Here is a 17,815-nt window from a genome sequence, read left to right as displayed (position 1 = left end):
GTGGACTAGTTGGTTCTTGAGTTGTTCTGCACCCATTTACGCGTTCGCTTTGGCTCCTCACATGAGGTAGCCATCAGTAAGCCTACAGCTAACTTCAGCACGGAGTATGGTAGGGGCACTCGCCTATGTTGAAATATTAGGATGATCTCATCCGGAATAGCATTGAGGGAGGCCATATTGCGATATCATATTGAGTCGTAGAATACATGCTTGTTGCATATAGAATATAAATATTCAGCTATATTGAAAATTCTCTCACGTAGAGAAAATACTTTTGCATCCTTGTTGATTATTATGAGGATGGCATTATTCCTGATAATACAATGAGTTGATCAAGGTGTAGTTTGATGCGTCAAAATGTATTACTGGGTTTTCTTTGGAAAGCACTAGACTTAAGTTGCAATTAATTTTTCAGGGGTAGAGAGGTTGAGAATAAATTGAACTAATTCAATGGAAAATAACCATGTCACTGCGCCTAAGGATATTCGCTGCTGCGAATGCCGTGTTTTTGCTTGGCTTTATTGCACTTATCACAGTTGTTTCCGTCCTTATGTCCAACTCCTCAGAAGAGGCTGGTCAGGAATTACTTATTGAGAATGCCCAGGTTCAAGCAGATCTGGCCAATCAAACAATCAGCGAAGCACAAATCATCACTGCAAGTTTTGCAGACCAACTCGAGCAAACATTGCGCCATGCCGATTTAACTCGTGAGCAGATTGCCCATATCGCCCGAGACTTCTTTGCCAACAATCCTTCCATTGATGGCCTTACCACCTCCTTCGAGCCAAATATGATTGGTGAAGATGTTACCCACGCTGGTCAGGACTACTCTGGAAAAACGGGCCGCTTCTCTCCTTACTTTTCTCGCAAGGATGGCAAAGTTGGGTGGCGCATTGCGGGTGCGGATGAAGCCGATGCCGACAGCTGGTATGGTCTGCCCCTCAGGTTGGGCCATGACGTTGTTACGCCGCCGTACAGTTTTGAATCTCAAGGTGATACCGTGATGGCTGTTTCTATGTCGTCACCTGTATTCGATGGCGATGGCAATGCAATTGGCGTTATCACTGGCGACGTGTTCCTCAACGGTTTGATCGCAAGTCTGGAAGTCTCCAGAAAGTTCAAGAGTGGGTTTGTTGGCCTCGTCAGCAACGAAGGTAAATGGGTTGCTCATTCCAACACGGAGTTGAAAGGCGAAGAAATCCCAGCTGAGATAGCTGAACTTATCACTGAAGCAGGTACGCAGCCAATTGTTGTTGAGCTAGGTGAAAGGGAAATTGCGACCTATCCGTTGACGCTTCGTGGCACAGAACAAGTCTGGTCTGCAATCGTCTCCGTCGATAAGTCAGAACTGCTCGCGGCTGCCAACACAACTCGTAACAATGCTATTATTACAGCGCTTATCTGTCTTGCCTTTGGCGTCGTTGTTCTCTGGTTTGTTGGTTCATCTATCGCTAAACCAGTTGTCGGGATTACAGCCCGTATGAATTCTCTAACAAAAGGCAATGTAGATGAACCCGTTGCCTTCACTGAACGCAAAGATGAGATCGGGCAGATGGCAAAGGCTCTCGAGGTTTTTGTCAGCAACGCTGTTGAACGTCTGAATCTGCAAAGTGAATCCGAAAAAGAACAGGAAGCCCGCGCACTTCGCCAAAAGCATATTGATGAGCTCATCACCGACTTCGATGAAACCATTCAGGAAAGTCTGACGACAGTTGCAGACAATTCCACTGAAATGGAAGTCTCAGCAAAGGCTCTGACTGGTATCGCCGAGCACGCCACTGAGCAATCAACAACAGCTGCGGCCTCTTCTGAGGAAGCATCTACCAACGTGCAAACGGTCGCATCAGCTGCAGAAGAGCTTGCTGCATCCATTGATGAGATCAGTCGTCAGGTCGGTCAGACCCAAAAAGTCGTTGCAGACGCTACATCTACCGCTCAGGTCACAAACGATAAAGTCTCCAGTCTGGATAGTGCAGCGCAGCGTATTGGCGAAGTCGTCACACTCATTCAGGCGATCGCAGAACAAACCAATTTGTTGGCCCTCAATGCGACCATCGAGGCTGCTCGTGCCGGTGAAGCAGGCAAAGGCTTTGCCGTTGTTGCAGCTGAAGTGAAAGAGTTGGCCAATCAGACATCCAAGGCGACCGAAGAAATCTCAAGCCAGATTGTAGGCATTCAGAATTCTTCTCAGGAAGCGGTTGGCGCGATCAGCGCGATCACCAAAACCATGTCTGACGTCAACGATATCACAGCAACTATCGCGACGGCTGTTGAACAGCAAGGGGCAGCAACCACTGAGATTAGTGAGAACGTACAGCAAGCAGCTGTCGGCACTCAAAATGTTGCTGAAAGCATGGCGGGCGTATCATCTGCTGCGTCAGAAACCAGCGCAACTGCAAGTCAGGTTCTGTCATCCTCTCAGATCCTGAATAAGCAGGCAGACCTGTTGCGGGATAATATCGCCAGCTTCTTGCGCAATGTAAAAAGCGCCTGATAACAATCAAACGCTAATGATTAGATGGCTCATTCCGGTTTCGGATGAGCCATTTTTTTATGCAACTGCTATCGATGAATTCTGAGAGTGAAAAAGCTCAGGATGCTTAGATATGTCAAAAGACACACCACTGAGTAATACCATGTTGCCGAAACCAAAAATGCCAGTTCCAAAAGAGCAAGACATCCCAGTGTCAGAACCGAAGAGAGCAACGCATCCATGGCAAATGCGCCTGCTGAGAAGACGTAGTGGTTCTGCTTCAAACCAACTGATGAGTTGGATGCGATTGAAGCACCGATGAGGTCTGCTTTCAGGAGATACAATATTGCATTGCCAAGCAGAAAGATGGAGACCTGATAAAACATGAAACGCAACACGCATTGTTTTTAGTGATCTGAGAGTTGCGAGTCAGGATCTACGTTTTTATTAAAATACACTATGTGGCATGAGGTAGCGGAAGTAGGCCGTAAATGTCTGTATTTTTACTGTTATCTGCTAAATTTCGCATATATGAGTTATGCAACATCCAAGAAATTGTTGAATGAGTTGATGTGAGGTTTGCCTCACACATGCTATGCACTATTGAAAAGCCTTGAGTATTGGCATACACGCTGCAAAGCCAAACAAATAAATCGTAAAATAGAATTCACGGAATTAAGGATCATTCATGCGCGACGGTGGACGAATTGCGGCTGCAATTGAAGTGCTGACAGAGATTAATGAGCGCCGCCGTCCTGTGCAGGAAGCCCTGAAGGATTGGGGTAACAAGCATAGGTTTGCAGGATCCGGAGATCGGGTTGCTATCGGCAATCTGGTATTTGACGCGCTGCGCCATAAACTCTCCCATGCTCAGGCGATGGGATCTGACAATGCGCGCGCGCTTGTTTTAGCAACTTACATTTGGGGTTGGGGCAATCAGGTGGAAAAGCTGGAGCAGGTGATGGAAGAAGACCGTCACGCACCAGAGCCGCTATCCGACGCTGAGCGTGACGCATTGATTGAAAACAAACAAGTCGGAGATAACGATCAGATCTCGGCAAATGTTCCAGAATGGCTCTGGCCGCACTTTCAGGATAACTTTGGTGATGAGACGCTGGCTGTTGGGCGCTCTCTTTCAGAGCGTGCGCCGATTGATATGCGCGTGAATACTGTTAAAAGCTCGCAGGAAAAAGTGCTCAAGCGCTTGTCTCATCTTCATCCCGAAGAAAGTGGTCTGTCTCCTGTAGGTGTTCGTCTTGAACCTGTAATCGGACCTCGTAAATCACCTCATGTTCAGGCTGAAGAGAGCTTTCGTAAGGGTTGGTTTGAGTTGCAGGATGAAGCCTCTCAGATCGCGTCTATCCTGTCAGGCGCACAGCCGGGTGAACAGGTTCTGGATCTATGTGCAGGTGGGGGCGGTAAAAGCCTCGCTTTAGCTGCGCAGATGCAGAACAAAGGACAGATCTATGCCTACGATGCCCACAAAACGCGTCTAGCACCACTTTATGACCGCATGGCTCGTGCAGGCGTTCGAAATATCCAGACAATCGATCCGCAAACTGGTTCTCTTGATATCTGCGAAGGCAAGATGGACCGCGTATTCGTGGATGCGCCTTGCTCGGGTACTGGTGTATGGCGTCGTCGTCCTGATACTAAATGGCGCGTGACAGAAAATGCTCTGAACGGTCGTGTTGAAGATCAGGCCCAAGTGCTGGAAACGGCGACACGCTTTGTACGTTCAGGCGGTAAACTGATCTATGCAACCTGCTCTTTGGTGCCAGCGGAAAATCAACTGCAAGTCAAAGCTTTTCTAGAAAAACATGCTGACTTCAAGCTTGTTGATCTTGAGCCGGTTTGGGAAGAGCATTTCGGTGCAGTAGCATCCCGTCGCCCGCTGCTTAAGGATGGCGGAATGATCACTCTGACGCCTCACCATACCGGGACGGATGGTTTCTTCATCGCGATGATGGAACGCATTTGATATCACCCATTTGGCTATAAGAAAAAAGCATGCCGCATATTAAATGCGACATGCTTCGAAACAGCAAATTAACGACGCTATTAGCTGGAAGCTTTCTCTTCATGCTCGCCAGGTGTCTCAGATTTGCCCTCGACGACTTCTTCCGCTTGCTCTTCAGAAGCGGTCTCTTCGCTCTCTGTTCCAAATACGTTCTCGCCAGCTTCTTCTACAGCCCGGTCTTCAACGCTCTTGCTTTGCTCAGATACCTCGGGTGCAACTTTCTCCTCGCGAACAGGTCGCTCATAACCTTGTTCAGCAAGATATTCGATCTCTTTGATCGCTGCTTCTGTCGCCTCTAAAAACTGACTGTTTCTGGATGAAGAGGTCAAGACATCGCGAGCGGCATCAGTGGCACCCGCTGCTGCAAGAGCTGCGCCAAGTGCGTTGCTGACTTGCTTATTGCCCGGAGCAAGGCGCCAAGCAGCCGCCGCATGATAAACCCCAGCATAAACAAGGCCAAGTTTGCGCTTGCCAATGCTCAGGTGAACAAGTGCAGCCGCGTTTTCAGGCTCACACGCATGGGCCAGCTCAAAGCTCTCAACAGCGCTGGAGGTATTTTCTTCCAGCAAATAGGCATGCCCCATTGCGACGAGCACTTCGACATTACGGGGCTGAAGGTCATGGGCCTTGTCTAAATGCGCCAATGCTTCTTCGCCCTTCTTACGAATGACGAGCAGCTTTGCAAGGCCAACCAAAGCAGGAACATATTGTGAGTCAATCCTGAGTGCTGCCCGATAGTTCAGGGTTGCTGCTTCAGCCTTGGTCTCCGCACTCAATGCGTCGCCAAGAAGTGAAAGGGCAGGGGCGCTGTTCGGGATCAGCTGAACAAGGCGCCGAGCGTAGGGTTCTGCTTCTGCATGCCCATGCATCTTGATCAAAATGGTTGCGAGCCCATAAAGCGCATTCCGGTTCTCCGGCTCAGCTTCCACCACCGCATCAAAGGCTTCTTTGGCTTGTTCCAGATACCCCAGTAACAGCAGCGCATTGCCCATGTTGGAGCGCGCAGCCAAGTGTTCTGGTTTCATGAACAACACTTTACGCAAATGGGCGACGGATTCTCGCAAATCTCCATTGCGCAACATAATCGTTGCCATCTTGAAAAGAAGCTCGACGTCATCAGGGTAGCGTCCAACAAGATCCTGATAGACTGGGATCACTTCATTAAAGCGTTCGTCCTGTTCCAGATAGGCAATAGCATCAAGTGCAGCATTGATTTTTTCTTGCCGGGCGTTAGTGTCCGGTGTACCGCGCAGTGTCTCTGTCATCTTCTACGGACCCCCTCGTTGGGCAGTGCCGCCCGTAGATCCATTTGTATGGATCTGCTGACAGGCAATTCTGCGAATCAAATTCGTATCTATGCACGATGAAGCCTAAGCGGTTGGCAAATCAGCGTCAAAGGTGGAACGGGTTGATCCTGAAGGAAGGCGTGGATAGATGATATCGAACCCATCAAAACCACATTCAGGGGCTAGTGCTTGGGAAAAATCACCAATATTCAAGTCAGCTTAACCATTTTCCGTTTTCTTATTGGTCAATGGAGTGAAGCAAAGCATTCGACGCAGGGCAAAAGGTTATGGCGGAGAAATACCGTGCCAAAATTATGACGCAAGCAAGTTTGTTCGAGGACGAGCACAACGTCGAATTGCTGAACTATTTGCCTTTGCGCATCATCGCGACCGGCCGCTTTATCGAGCGTCGCCTTTCCGAACATTTGCAGAAACAATATGGCTTGTCGCTTCCATCGTGGCTTGTGCTGAGTGCACTGGAGCGGATGGGGGCTGTGTCTGTACGAGAGTTAGGACCTGTTATTGGTTTGGACACGGTTGCTGTATCGCGTGCAGTTAAGCGTCTTTCAGAAGCAAATCTTATCAAAAAACATGAACACCCAAGAGATCGTCGTCTTGTCCGCTTAAACTTGGCAGAAGATGGCCGTGTTGTTTTGCGGGCGCTTGAGGCTCAACTTGAGCAACTTGAGAAAAATCTCTTGCCTCAACTGGACGTCCAGGAGCGTATCAGACTAGGGCAAATGATGAGCAATATTGAAGAGCACGAGCAGTCAATTTTGTAGCTGACTGGACCTTCGGACAAAGCACACAGAAAAACATCCTCCGCTCTTTACGGAACTGCTATTTTTCCGCGTAAAAGACCTTTCCAAATCAATGCGCACAGAGTAGAAGCTGCGCATGACAGACCGCATCCTCATTATTGATTTTGGTTCTCAGGTCACTCAGCTGATCGCGCGCCGTGTGCGCGAGTCTGGTGTGTACTCAGAGATCGTTCCGTTCCAGTCTGCAGAAGCTGCTTTTAAGGAGATGAATCCAAAGGCGGTGATCCTGTCAGGTGGTCCGGCATCCACGACTGAAATGGGGAGCCCGCGCGCGCCCCAGATCGTATTTGAGGCTGGTATTCCTGTCCTCGGAATTTGTTATGGTCAGCAGACCATGTGCGCCCAATTGGGCGGTGAAGTCGCCACATCCGATCATCGCGAATTTGGTCGAGCTTTTGTCTCCGTTGAAAAGTCTTCACCATTGTTTGAAGGCTGCTGGGATAAAGGCGCAAACCATCAGGTTTGGATGAGCCATGGCGACCGTGTTGTTTCCCTTCCAGAAGGGTTTGAAGTGATCGGCACTTCAGAAGGCGCGCCGTTTGCAGCAGTTGCAGACGAGAAACGCCACTTCTACGCCGTTCAGTTCCACCCGGAAGTGGTTCACACTCCTGATGGCGCGAAGCTCATCGAGAACTTCACTCACAAGATTGCAGGTTGTTCAGGCGACTGGACCATGGCCGAATACCGCCAGCAGGCAGTCGACAGTATTCGTCAGCAAGTTGGCGACAAGAAAGTCATATGTGGCCTATCCGGCGGCGTTGACAGCTCTGTCGCAGCAGTGCTGATCCATGAAGCTATCGGCGACCAGCTCACTTGTATCTATGTTGATCACGGTTTGATGCGCATGGGTGAAACGGAGCAGGTTCTGTCCATGTTCCGTGATCACTACAACATCCCGTTGGTACACGTGGACGCTGCTGATCTGTTTATTGGTCAGCTGGAAGGCGAAAGCGATCCGGAAGTTAAACGCAAAACCATCGGCAGGCTCTTCATTGAAGTTTTCGAAGAAGAAGCGAAAAAGCTTGGCGGCGCAGACTTCCTCGCACAGGGTACGTTGTACCCTGATGTGATCGAAAGTGTTTCTTTCACCGGAGGTCCTTCTGCAACCATCAAGTCGCACCACAATGTGGGCGGCTTGCCGGAACGCATGAACATGCAGCTGGTTGAACCACTTCGTGAATTGTTCAAAGACGAAGTTCGTGATCTCGGTCGTGAGCTGGGTCTGCCAGACAGCTTCATCGGACGCCACCCATTCCCAGGTCCGGGCCTTGCCATCCGTTGTCCGGGCGGTATCACTCGTGAGAAACTGGATATCTTGCGCCAAGCCGATGCCATTTATCTGGATGAAATCCGCAAAGCTGGTCTCTATGACGCCATCTGGCAGGCATTCGCTGTTCTGCTGCCGGTTCAAACTGTTGGCGTTATGGGCGATGGCCGCACCTACGAGTTCGTCTGCGCCCTGCGCGCAGTAACTTCAGTAGATGGCATGACTGCTGATTTCTATCACTACGACATGGAATTCCTAGGCCGGGCGGCAACCCGCATCATTAACGAAGTCCGCGGCATCAACCGCGTCGTTTATGATGTGACCTCAAAGCCTCCGGGAACCATTGAGTGGGAATAAACTAATCAAAACCGGGGAGGGCAACTTTCCCGGTTTTTTCTTGTTAAGTGATCAATGCCACGTCCAATTTTGCGCGGATTTCTAATCAGCCCAGTTCGTTCATACTGTCTGATGTTTTGAAACGTTGAGGCCGTTGTCAATGGATTTACCTGACGCTGAGTTATATCTAACTGAGTCAAACAGAGAACTTTTGCTTTGTCAGCGGACAGATCTGATTGGCAAAGATGAGGATGCAGTCCTGCGTCTATATCGAAAACACATCGCCAAAGCTGTTCGAGTGTTGAAGGATCACGTCCCTGACCTAGCTGAGAAAGGGCGTTTTCTGGATATCGGCTGTGGCCTCGGATTCGGCTTGCTCGTTTTAAAGGAGCTTTATGGGGTGGATCATTGTTTCGTTGGTTTAGACAAAGACGGTAAAGACAAGGAAATTCAATACGGATTTCAGCCTGATGCAGCGATCTATAATGATCTGGCACGCACAGCCGAAAATTTACAACTCAATGGAATCGCATCTGAAAACCTCAGTCTCATCAATCTGGATCATGACGCGTTTCCTGATGACACGTTTGATGTCGTTGTGTCTTTTCTTGCTTATGGCTGGCATTTTCCAATTTCAGCCTATTTTGAGACACTGAAGCAAATTACCAGAAAACGGAGCATCATCTACCTCGACCTCCGCCGTAGGGCAGATTGCATTTCGATGATGGCTTCAGAGTTTGATCTCGTCTGGGCAGGAGAAAATAAGAAGGGTGTCAGTACAATTTGGAGAGCGCGTTAAGACGCAAGGGTGAGTCAAGCATTACCCAAGCCTCAAGGTATAAACCACTCAGCAGACTTAGTCCAAAATCATGTGGTTTGAGAAGCGGCATGATGGGTGGGATGATCTGGTCAACTATTGAACTCGCTCAAAAGGTGGACCAGTCAATGACGATGCCAACTCTGCGCTTATTTAAGAAAAAGAAAAAAACCAAGTTAGATAACCCCAAGAGTGACTTGGATTTTTACCTGCACCAGTATGACTCCTATGAGACATATAAAGAAACGCAAATTTTTTATAATAAGAAAAAAATACAGAACATCTGGGCTGATAAGACAACGCTGACGCTTGTTAAGGATATAGTATCCAAGGAAGTACCAAACAGGTCTTTTGCAGGTATCTGCCATGGTTCGAGAAATGGTTTTGAGCAGAATTTTTTGTCTGAGGATAATAAGTTTGATGTTTTTGGGACTGATATCTCTCCTACTGCAAAGCAGTTTGAACGCTCAATTGAGTGGGATTTTCATGATGAAAAGGAAGAGTGGAAGAACAAATTCGATTTCATCTACTCTAACTCATTGGATCAAGGTTGGAACCCTCGTAAGGCTTTGACAACATGGCTCAATCAGATCCATCAGAACGGTGTTGTGATCATTGAGCACACGAATGCTCATGGACCTCAATGGGCAGGAGAAATGGATCCCTTTGGGGTGAAGCCCAACGTTATGCCTTACGTTTTTGCCGAGTGGTTTGGGCATCAAATTAGTACATCTTTTGAAAGTGTTCAAAAAGACAATAAAGACCTAAAAGCTTGGCTTTTCATCCTGAAAAAGAATGTGCTAGTTGTGACATGACAGTCAGTTGTTGAGACTGCCTACCCAAACAACTTCGCGCAGCTCACGCAATAAAGTGCTGCTGGATCTACGCGGAGGCGTGCTTCGGGGATGTCGTCTCCGCATTCAAGACAGAAGCCGTACTCGTCTTCTTTAATCCGCTGTAGAGCGCTATCGATCCGCTGAAGTTCTCTGGCGCGTTGGCGGTCATTGGCTTGAGCCATTGCTTGCCGTTGCATGGCGTCCATGCGGGAGAGGCGGCCAACTGATTGTTGATCAAGAGCAACTGTTGCGCGGTCGCCCTCAGAGATTGCGGTGAGCTCTGTTAGTTCTGCCTTTCGTGCAAGAAGCAACTTCTCTGCGTCTTTGAGGGCCAGTGTCATCGGATCATCTCCCACCCAAACTGTCAGCAAACATTATGAGCGCGAAATGAGAACCTGTGCAAGCAAAACAAAACGCCCACATAGCGGGCGTTTGAGGGAGTGAACTAGATTTTCATCAGGCTGGAAACGGTTTCTTTCTCGCCCACAAACTCTACGCCCAGAGTATCAGCTGTTCTCCAGCGGACTTCGGTTTGTACGCGCTGGCGCAGATGAACCAGATAGAGTGTAAACTCATCAGGAATATCGATCGTTGTCTCCATCTTCAAGCGAGCACCAAAATCGGACAAATCGCGAATAACGCAATCGAAAACCATCGACTGGCTCGCGAAAACAATGCGCCCTTCCTTCAATGTACGCCGACGGCGAACACGGCGACGCTCACTAGTTTCTGTTGCACTGTCACTTTCGGACATAGAACTTTCCAGGCACTGTTTCTGTTTGTGAAACCTTAGATCTTGCGCAAATATAGGAGTCAAACAGTCAAGTTATGATATATGCAGATAAACAACTCATCCTGATTTAGCGAGAAAAGCAGCATGAGCTCAAGGGTTCTGCGAAAAAGAATTGGGTAAATGTATAAAACGCCTTACGCAGGGAAGATCAGGCTTATTGATATTTCACCGCGTATGGTCACAGTGCACAAGCCCATCTACGGGCTTTAACGTAAAATACAAATCTAAAGGGTCACTCGATGACGCTGTTATTAATTGGGCTTTTCATCTTTCTGGGAATTCACTTCGTCCCATCTTTTCCTGGGTTTCGTGATTCAGTCGTTCAGCGCATTGGACTAAATCCATATCGGGCGATTTATTCTATAATCGTACTGACAGGCCTGTTCTCCATGATCTACGGCTTTGTTCTGGCTCGTGAAGAAGACCTGTTTCCGCTGTACGTAACGCCGTTCTGGTTGCGCCATTTGGCAATGACACTGCTGCTGCCAGTCTTCATTTTGGTTTTTGCAAAGTTCATTCGCGGTAATATTGCGAAATGGACAAAAGATCCCGTCATTTTAGCGGTGAAGATTTGGGCAATTTCTCATTTATTGGTCAATGGTGAGCCATACTCTGTTGCACTGTTCGGTGGTTTTCTTGTCTGGGCGATCTGGGCGCGGATCTCTCTGAAGAAGTTTGATCGCAAAAACACTGCAGTTGAAGAGTTCCCACACGCTCTACGTAATGACATCATCAGCGTTGTGTTGGGCATGCTCCTCTATGGATTGTTTGTCTGGAAACTACACGAACTGCTGATCGGTATGCCGATCCTGACCTAGGCAAGCTCTCACATCGCGAGTATTTCAACAAAACCGCGTTCGTGACTGATCAGTCACGAACGCGGTTTTGCTTTAAGCTGAGTATTTTGGGTGACCCAAAGATTGTTTTGCAATTAAGAACTCTGTGAAATACCTTTGCCCTCAATTGATCTTGGGGGAGAGCAATTCATGACATTATTAATTTCAGGTCTCACCGCATTTTTCGCGGTGCATTTGATCCCGTCGTTTTCAGGACTTCGGGAGAGTTTGGTTCAACGTCTTTCGTTCAACGGCTATCGCGGGCTGTACACACTCATCTCATTGGGTGGGCTGGTCGCAATCGTCTACGGCTTCGGTGCAGCGTGGAATGCTGATTATGCGCCTTGGTATGTCGCACCAAGCTGGGGCCGTCACGTCACCATGCTGTTGATGCTGCCTGTTTTTCCACTCTTCTTTGCCTCTCAATTGAAAGGCAATATTACACGCGTTACCAAACACCCGTTGATCAATGCAACCAAGCTTTGGGCGGTCGCTCACCTGTTTGCGAACGGTGAGCCTTATTCCGTGATACTGTTCGGCTCGTTTTTAATCTGGGCAATTCTTGTAAGAATTACGATTGCTCGCCGCGAGCGCATCAATCCACCAAGCCGGGACTATCCAAACGCAACGCGAAACGATGTGATTTCCGTGGGCCTTGGTTTGATTTTCTACGGCCTGTTCGTGTGGAAACTACATGCAATTTTGATTGGGGTGCCGATCATAACTTGACCTTTTGCATGAGGTAAGGTTTCAAGACAGACATCAAAGTGGTCCCTCTCAGCAATTACACTTGTAAATGTTGGCAGGGAAAACTCTTTCATTGCCCTAATAAAGCCACTAATCGGTTGAAAGAGGTAGAGAAAGAGGTTTGCCTGCGGCTCTCTTAGTTTTAATGTGACGCCGCCCATTGGGATACCACGAACCTAAGAATCGTTGCTGCAGGAACATTTGAAGTTATGTCCGACATTTTTCGCGAAGTCGATGAAGAAGTAAGAAGCGACCAGTTTTCAAAGCTTTGGAAGCGCTTTGCTCCGGTTGTATACCTGACAGCAGGTCTTATCGTTGTAGGTACCGCAGGTTTTCGCGGCTATGAGTACTGGCAGAACAAACAGTCTCAGGCCGCAGGCACTGAATTTCTGGAGGCTGTGAAGCTTTCAGAGGCAGGCAACCACACCGAAGCGCAGGCAGCTTTCGTTTCCATGGAAGACAGCATTGGCGGTTATCCTATGATGGCCAAGATGCGTATTGGAACCGAGTTGGCGCTGGAAGGTAAACCTGACGAAGCCATCAAGGCTTTTGAAGCGGTTGCCGCTGACAGTGCAACACCAATCATTTACAAAGGCCTCGCCAACATCCGCGCTGCTTATCTGCTGCTGGATAACGGCGACCTTGCCGCGGTGAAAAAACACACCGAAGTACTGGCTGTTGCTGGTAACACATGGCGCTTTTCTGCTTTGGAAATTCTGGGCGCCGCTGAGTACAAGGCTGGTAATCTGGATGCGGCTCGCACGCGCTTCAGCGAAATTGTGAATGATGCAGCCGCTCCGTCAGATGTTTCCGGACGTGCACAAATTTATCTTGAACTAATTACCTCTGCATTGGGCAAAGACGAAAAGGGGACTGAATAAGTGAGCGAGACCAAAAGAAAGTCTTGGAAGGCTTTGATTGGAACCGGCGCGCTTGCGCTGACGCTGGCTGGTTGTTCTTCTCTTTCCAGTCTGAATCCATTTGGCGGCGATGATGAGTTTCTTGAGGGAGACCGCCAGCCACTGTATCAAGGCGCGTTAAAGCCATCTGCAACAGGTGGAGATGCCAAGATCGGTGCAGCAACAGGTGGGTCAACCTGGCCAACTGCTGCTGGTCCTAAAAGCAATGATCCGGGCAACATTGCAATCAATGTTAGCGGTGGAGTTGCATGGTCTTCTAGCATCGGTCAGGTTCGTTCTCCGGGCTTCTTTGGTATCGGCTCCAGTAACCCACGCACCGCAGCGCGTCCGGTTTCTGATGGCCAGCGCATCTACGTCTATAAGTCAGATGGCAACCTCGTTGCTCTGACAACAGGTGGCGCTAAGGTCTTCACAAAGAACCTGGGCCTGGAAGGCGAGAACGAAGTCGCCGCAGGTGGCGGTGTTGTGCTTGACGGAGGCAAGATCTTTGTCGCAACCGCTTACCGCAATGTTTATGCACTTGATAAAGGTGGCAACGTCCTTTGGACCAAGCAACTGGAAACACCGGTTCGCGGTGCGCCAGCAGCGGCCAATGGCAAAGTTGTCGTTGTAACACAAGACAATGAGGTGATCGGCCTCAACCAGTCAGATGGGGAGCAGGCATGGTCATTCGCTGGCATCGCAGAGCAAGCAGGCCTGCTTTCCTCTGCAAATCCGGCAATTTCGGGCAGCACTGTTGTTGTGCCGTTTTCCTCAGGCGAGGTTATGGCACTTGACATTAACAGCGGTGAGCCTAAATGGATCGATACCGTTGCACGGTCCTTCCGTACACGCGCGCTCTCTGGCCTGACAGATGTTTCTGCAAGCCCGGTGATTGAAGGCAACAAGGTTATTGCAACCTCCGTTGCTGGACGCACACTGGGCATTGCTTTGAAAGATGGCGAGCGTTTGTGGGAGGCTGATTTTGGTGCCGTACATACTCCGGTTGTTTCCGGTGGTACGGTATTCCTGATCGGCTTGGATGACAAATTGCATGCAATCTCAAGCAAGACCGGCAACCTTATCTGGAGTGCCAAGTTGCCAACTGGCGAAAGTGACGCCAAGAATGTCAACTGGGCAGGTCCAATTTTGGCCAACGGCCAGCTGATCGCCATGTCCAGCAACGGTTATCTTGCATCTGTGAATGCAAAAACCGGTCAGGCATCCGCATCGCGGAAAGTGACCAGTGGCGTATTTGTATCACCAATTGTTGCTGGTGGGCGTATGGTCGTCCTTACCAGCGACGGAGCGGTTGCAGCGCTGAACTAAACGTATCCTCCGGAAAGTAGATACCGGTTTTCGAAATTGGGATACGTTAAAAAATAAAAGCTTAGAGTAGGGCGCATAAGGCGAACTACTCTAAATGCTGCATACCAGACGAGGAGTATTCGCGTGACTGCGACAGTCGCCATTATTGGCAGACCTAATGTTGGCAAGTCGACGCTCTTCAATCGCCTTGTAGGCAAGCGCCTAGCGCTTGTTGATGATACCCCAGGTGTGACCCGTGACCGTCGGTCCGGTGATGCACGCTTGGGCGATCTGCGATTCAAGATCGTTGATACTGCTGGCCTGGAAGAAGCAGAGGCAGCAAGCCTCGAAGGGCGTATGCGCGCTCAAACAGAAGAAGCAATCCGTGATGCGGATGCATGCTTATTCCTTATTGATGCACGCGCTGGCTTGATGCCACTTGATGAGCACTTTGCGAACCTTCTTCGCCGTGCCGACACCCCTGTAATTCTTTGCGCCAACAAGGCGGAAGGTAAAGCAGGCGATGGCGGCCTCTATGATGCGTTCACGCTTGGTTTGGGTGATCCTGTTCCTCTTTCTGCGGAACACGGAGAAGGCCTGTCTGAGCTTTATGATTTTCTGCGCCCGATTGTCGATGCAGCAGAAGAGATGGAAAGTTCTTCCGAATTTACTGAAGCACGTACAGATGTTGATGTAGAGGACGAAGAGATCGACGAGCCGGTTGGGACCGTCGAGCGTCCTTTGCGCATGGCAATTGTTGGCCGCCCGAATGCAGGAAAATCTACTCTCATCAACCAGATGTTGGGGGAAGAGCGCCTGCTGACCGGACCTGAAGCTGGCATCACTCGCGACAGTATCTCTGTTGAGTGGGAATGGCAGGATCACCATGTAAAGGTGTTCGACACTGCAGGTATCCGCAAGAAGGCACGCGTGCAGGAAAAGCTGGAAAAGCTCTCCGTTGCTGACGCCCTTCGCGCAATTAAGTTCGCTGAAGTTGTTGTTGTAACGCTCGACGCCACCATCTCCTTTGAGAAGCAGGATCTGCAGATCATTGATCTGTGTGCCCGTGAAGGTCGCGCAATCGTTATCGCACTCAATAAGTGGGATTTGATTGAGGATCGTGAGGATGCTTGGGGTCACATCAAGGATTCACAAGCACGCTATCTGAATCAGCTACGTGGTGTTGAGATTGTCACCATGTCCGGTATCAACGGGCAGGGCCTTGATAAGCTCATGCAGGCTGTTTTCCGGGCTTACGAGATGTGGAACAAGCGCGTTGGTACCTCTGGCCTCAACCGCTGGCTGGAAGGCGTTCTGATCCACCATCCGCCGCCAGCAGTGTCTGGACGTCGTGTTCGCTTGCGTTTCATGACGCAGCCAAAGACACGCCCGCCGCATTTTGTGGTGTTCTGCTCCAAGCCAGACAATCTGCCAGAGAGCTACACCCGCTATCTTGTGAATGGTATTCGCGAGCGTTTTGACATCAAAGGAACGCCAATTCGTCTGTCCTATAGAAAGGGCGACAATCCATATCACAAGAAGAGAAGGTGATTTTGCCTTCACTTAGTTTCATAAAAGGGCAGCACTCAGCTGCCCTTTTATTTTTCCAGATCCCAGAGAACCGGTAACAGTCAGGGTTCTGACCACTGTCGCGTACTTGAATTTTTCTCTAGAAGTATCAGTCAGTGCCGCTAATAAGTTGCAATTCTTCTTGAATCTGCTTTTAATCGCGCTCTCTTTCCGCATTCCCTACATTTAATAGGATTATCATGTCACAAGACCGTTTTACGTTCGCCAACGCTCTGGTTAAGCGCGCTGGTGCCTATGCGCACGAATATTTTACGCGTTTGGATACCCTCAATATTGAGAGTAAAGGTCATCAGGACATGGTTTCTGAGGCTGATCGCGATACTGAAATTCTTGTCCGCAAAGCCATTGCTGAAGCATTTCCAGATGACAGCATCGTGGGAGAAGAGGGCGACCCAAAGCCGGGCACCTCTGAATACACCTGGATTATTGATCCGATTGACGGTACCGCGAACTTTGTCTCCGGCATTCCTCAGTGGTGCGTGATTATTGCCTGCGTCAAAAACGGTGAAAAACACATTGGTGTCATCTATGATCCATGTGCGGATGAGCTGTTTGCAGCTGAAAAAGGCAAAGGTGCAACACTCAACGGTACGCTGATGAAAGTGTCCACGAGCGATTCATTGTCCAATGGGTCAATCGGTCTGGGCTTCAGTGCACGCGGGCGTAATCAGGCAGTTAAAGATGCAGTTGATGCACTGCTTGATGAGGGGGGCATCTTCTTCCGTAATGCATCTGGCGGATTAATGCTTGCTTATGCAGCTTCTGGCCGTCTCATCGGCTACATTGAAGAGCACATGAATTCCTGGGACTGTATGGCCGGTCTCCTCCTCATGGAAGAGGCAGGCGGGATCTGCCAGGATATCAATGTTGCAGATGCTGTCATGAATGGTTGCAAGGTCGTCGCGGCTGCCCCAAACGTGTATGGACAGGTTAAAAAGCTCACTGATAAGTGCTTCATTTAAAGCATCCAAACAATCTAATAAAAAAGCCCCGGCGCATGACCGGGGCTTTTTGTGTTCTTGGATCTGGTTCGTCTAGCTTGTCAGCTGAACAAAATCGCGCAGTTCCTTGCTTGGAAAATCATAGAGTCGACCATTCTCGGTACTTTCTGGCAAGCAGAAGCGTACGATGTCCTCAGAGATCTCAGAAGGATGCGGCAAGGTCATCGGGTCTTCTCCCGGCATTGCTTTCGCACGCATACCTGTCCGCATCGGGCCTGGATTGACAAGCATGGACTGAACGCTGGTCTTTTGCGTTTCGTTCACATAAGTGCGTACAAGCGCCTCCAGAGCCGCTTTGGACATGGAGTAAGGTCCCCAATAGGCGCGGCACTTGTGTGGCGCTCCTGAGGTCAGGAAGACCGTACGGCCCGCATCAGACTGGCGTAGTAACGGATCAAGCGAACGAATAAGACGCCAGTTCGCAGTCACGTTGATCTTCATTACGTCATCGAACTTCTTTGGATCCACATGACCCAGCGGAGACGTCGGGCCAAGGATGCCAGCATTACCAACGAGAATATCGAGCTTCTTCCAGCGTTCGAAGATCGCAGCGCCCAAACGGTCAATAGCGTCGAAGTCAGTCAGGTCTACTGGTACAAGCGTAGCTGAGCTGCCAGCCTTCTGGATTTCGTCATCCAGTTCTTCCAGTCCGCCTACAGTACGTGCGATCGCAACAATATGCGCACCTTCTTCAGCAAGCTTTTTTGCAGCAAAATAGCCAATGCCACGGGAAGCTCCCGTGACAACAGCAACACGACCTTCAAGTCTTTTCGAACTCATTGAAC

General features: G+C 49.4%; 17 protein-coding genes. 12 read left to right on the top strand and 5 right to left on the bottom strand.

The features are described from left to right. The first annotated feature begins 463 nt into the window (after positions 1-463). Positions 464-2,494: a methyl-accepting chemotaxis protein gene (locus BM231_RS14735; RefSeq protein WP_093520536.1), complete on the top strand. Its 2,031-nt coding sequence runs from the start codon at positions 464-466 to the stop codon at positions 2,492-2,494. Positions 2,495-2,562: 68 nt separating this feature from the next. Here the strand turns inward: BM231_RS14735 and BM231_RS14730 are convergent, their stop codons facing one another. Beyond that, positions 2,563-2,859 carry a hypothetical protein gene (locus BM231_RS14730; RefSeq protein WP_093520534.1) on the bottom strand — a complete coding sequence of 99 codons (297 nt, stop codon included), beginning with the start codon at positions 2,857-2,859 and terminating at the stop codon, positions 2,563-2,565. Positions 2,860-3,161: 302 nt separating this feature from the next. Between BM231_RS14730 and BM231_RS14725 the strand changes: the two genes are divergently transcribed. After that, positions 3,162-4,454, top strand: a complete 1,293-nt coding sequence (locus BM231_RS14725; RefSeq protein ID WP_093520532.1) for an RsmB/NOP family class I SAM-dependent RNA methyltransferase — start codon at positions 3,162-3,164, stop codon at positions 4,452-4,454. An 80-nt stretch (positions 4,455-4,534) separates the two neighbouring features. Here BM231_RS14725 and BM231_RS14720 read toward each other — a convergent pair whose 3' ends face one another. Continuing rightward, on the bottom strand, positions 4,535-5,758 hold the full coding sequence (locus tag BM231_RS14720; protein ID WP_093520530.1) for a tetratricopeptide repeat protein: 1,224 nt from the start codon (positions 5,756-5,758) through the stop codon (positions 4,535-4,537). Between the two features lie 308 nt (positions 5,759-6,066). On the opposite strand from BM231_RS14720, the gene BM231_RS14715 reads away from it, so the two are divergent. The 4 genes from BM231_RS14715 to BM231_RS14700 all read left to right on the top strand — a co-directional run bounded on the left by BM231_RS14715 (position 6,067) and on the right by BM231_RS14700 (position 9,835). Continuing rightward, positions 6,067-6,561: a MarR family winged helix-turn-helix transcriptional regulator gene (locus BM231_RS14715; RefSeq protein ID WP_093520528.1), complete on the top strand. Its 495-nt coding sequence runs from the start codon at positions 6,067-6,069 to the stop codon at positions 6,559-6,561. Between the two features lie 115 nt (positions 6,562-6,676). Then, positions 6,677-8,224 (top strand): glutamine-hydrolyzing GMP synthase, encoded by a 1,548-nt coding sequence (guaA, locus tag BM231_RS14710; RefSeq protein WP_093520526.1) that lies wholly within the window; start codon positions 6,677-6,679, stop codon positions 8,222-8,224. A 190-nt stretch (positions 8,225-8,414) separates the two neighbouring features. Next, positions 8,415-9,002, top strand: coding sequence for a class I SAM-dependent methyltransferase (locus BM231_RS14705; RefSeq protein ID WP_208860380.1), 588 nt, complete (start codon positions 8,415-8,417; stop codon positions 9,000-9,002). Between the two features lie 89 nt (positions 9,003-9,091). Then, positions 9,092-9,835, top strand: coding sequence for a hypothetical protein (locus BM231_RS14700; protein WP_208860379.1), 744 nt, complete (start codon positions 9,092-9,094; stop codon positions 9,833-9,835). Between the two features lie 20 nt (positions 9,836-9,855). On the opposite strand, the gene BM231_RS14695 is transcribed toward BM231_RS14700, so the two are convergent. Both BM231_RS14695 and BM231_RS14690 read right to left on the bottom strand, forming a co-directional pair. Continuing rightward, positions 9,856-10,197 carry a TraR/DksA family transcriptional regulator gene (locus tag BM231_RS14695; protein ID WP_093520522.1) on the bottom strand — a complete coding sequence of 114 codons (342 nt, stop codon included), beginning with the start codon at positions 10,195-10,197 and terminating at the stop codon, positions 9,856-9,858. 104 nt (positions 10,198-10,301) lie between these two features. After that, positions 10,302-10,610: a PilZ domain-containing protein gene (locus tag BM231_RS14690; RefSeq protein ID WP_057460940.1), complete on the bottom strand. Its 309-nt coding sequence runs from the start codon at positions 10,608-10,610 to the stop codon at positions 10,302-10,304. Positions 10,611-10,888: 278 nt separating this feature from the next. Between BM231_RS14690 and BM231_RS14685 the strand changes: the two genes are divergently transcribed. From BM231_RS14685 to BM231_RS14660, 6 genes are all read left to right on the top strand, one after another. Next, complete coding sequence (locus BM231_RS14685) at positions 10,889-11,467, top strand: NnrU family protein (protein ID WP_093520520.1); 579 nt, start codon at positions 10,889-10,891, stop codon at positions 11,465-11,467. A 168-nt stretch (positions 11,468-11,635) separates the two neighbouring features. Continuing rightward, positions 11,636-12,214, top strand: coding sequence for an NnrU family protein (locus BM231_RS14680; RefSeq protein WP_093520518.1), 579 nt, complete (start codon positions 11,636-11,638; stop codon positions 12,212-12,214). Between the two features lie 227 nt (positions 12,215-12,441). Continuing rightward, positions 12,442-13,113 carry a tetratricopeptide repeat protein gene (locus BM231_RS14675; protein WP_093520516.1) on the top strand — a complete coding sequence of 224 codons (672 nt, stop codon included), beginning with the start codon at positions 12,442-12,444 and terminating at the stop codon, positions 13,111-13,113. After that, on the top strand, positions 13,114-14,460 hold the full coding sequence (locus BM231_RS14670) for an outer membrane protein assembly factor BamB family protein (RefSeq protein ID WP_093520514.1): 1,347 nt from the start codon (positions 13,114-13,116) through the stop codon (positions 14,458-14,460). A gap of 123 nt (positions 14,461-14,583) precedes the next feature. Further along, positions 14,584-15,990 carry a ribosome biogenesis GTPase Der gene (gene der / locus BM231_RS14665; RefSeq protein ID WP_093520512.1) on the top strand — a complete coding sequence of 469 codons (1,407 nt, stop codon included), beginning with the start codon at positions 14,584-14,586 and terminating at the stop codon, positions 15,988-15,990. 218 nt (positions 15,991-16,208) lie between these two features. After that, positions 16,209-16,991, top strand: coding sequence for an inositol monophosphatase family protein (locus BM231_RS14660; protein WP_093520510.1), 783 nt, complete (start codon positions 16,209-16,211; stop codon positions 16,989-16,991). A 72-nt stretch (positions 16,992-17,063) separates the two neighbouring features. Here BM231_RS14660 and BM231_RS14655 read toward each other — a convergent pair whose 3' ends face one another. Further along, complete coding sequence (locus tag BM231_RS14655) at positions 17,064-17,810, bottom strand: SDR family NAD(P)-dependent oxidoreductase (protein WP_093520508.1); 747 nt, start codon at positions 17,808-17,810, stop codon at positions 17,064-17,066. Positions 17,811-17,815 lie beyond the last annotated feature (5 nt).

The organism is Pseudovibrio ascidiaceicola, assembly GCF_900114245.1.
Taxonomy (GTDB): domain Bacteria; phylum Pseudomonadota; class Alphaproteobacteria; order Rhizobiales; family Stappiaceae; genus Pseudovibrio; species Pseudovibrio ascidiaceicola.
This window is presented reverse-complemented; position numbering and strand designations above follow the sequence as displayed.

What these genes read in the sequence shown, in the direction of transcription:
- BM231_RS14735 (WP_093520536.1), top strand. Translation starts at nt 464, where the DNA reads ATGTCACTGCGCCTAAGGATATTCGCTGCTGCGAATGCCGTGTTTTTG.
- BM231_RS14730 (WP_093520534.1), bottom strand. Translation starts at nt 2,859, where the DNA reads ATGTTTTATCAGGTCTCCATCTTTCTGCTTGGCAATGCAATATTGTAT.
- BM231_RS14725 (WP_093520532.1), top strand. Translation starts at nt 3,162, where the DNA reads ATGCGCGACGGTGGACGAATTGCGGCTGCAATTGAAGTGCTGACAGAG.
- BM231_RS14720 (WP_093520530.1), bottom strand. Translation starts at nt 5,758, where the DNA reads ATGACAGAGACACTGCGCGGTACACCGGACACTAACGCCCGGCAAGAA.
- BM231_RS14715 (WP_093520528.1), top strand. Translation starts at nt 6,067, where the DNA reads ATGGCGGAGAAATACCGTGCCAAAATTATGACGCAAGCAAGTTTGTTC.
- guaA (WP_093520526.1), top strand. Translation starts at nt 6,677, where the DNA reads ATGACAGACCGCATCCTCATTATTGATTTTGGTTCTCAGGTCACTCAG.
- BM231_RS14700 (WP_208860379.1), top strand. Translation starts at nt 9,092, where the DNA reads ATGATGGGTGGGATGATCTGGTCAACTATTGAACTCGCTCAAAAGGTG.
- BM231_RS14695 (WP_093520522.1), bottom strand. Translation starts at nt 10,197, where the DNA reads ATGACACTGGCCCTCAAAGACGCAGAGAAGTTGCTTCTTGCACGAAAG.
- BM231_RS14690 (WP_057460940.1), bottom strand. Translation starts at nt 10,610, where the DNA reads ATGTCCGAAAGTGACAGTGCAACAGAAACTAGTGAGCGTCGCCGTGTT.
- BM231_RS14685 (WP_093520520.1), top strand. Translation starts at nt 10,889, where the DNA reads ATGACGCTGTTATTAATTGGGCTTTTCATCTTTCTGGGAATTCACTTC.
- BM231_RS14680 (WP_093520518.1), top strand. Translation starts at nt 11,636, where the DNA reads ATGACATTATTAATTTCAGGTCTCACCGCATTTTTCGCGGTGCATTTG.
- BM231_RS14675 (WP_093520516.1), top strand. Translation starts at nt 12,442, where the DNA reads ATGTCCGACATTTTTCGCGAAGTCGATGAAGAAGTAAGAAGCGACCAG.
- BM231_RS14660 (WP_093520510.1), top strand. Translation starts at nt 16,209, where the DNA reads ATGTCACAAGACCGTTTTACGTTCGCCAACGCTCTGGTTAAGCGCGCT.
- BM231_RS14655 (WP_093520508.1), bottom strand. Translation starts at nt 17,810, where the DNA reads ATGAGTTCGAAAAGACTTGAAGGTCGTGTTGCTGTTGTCACGGGAGCT.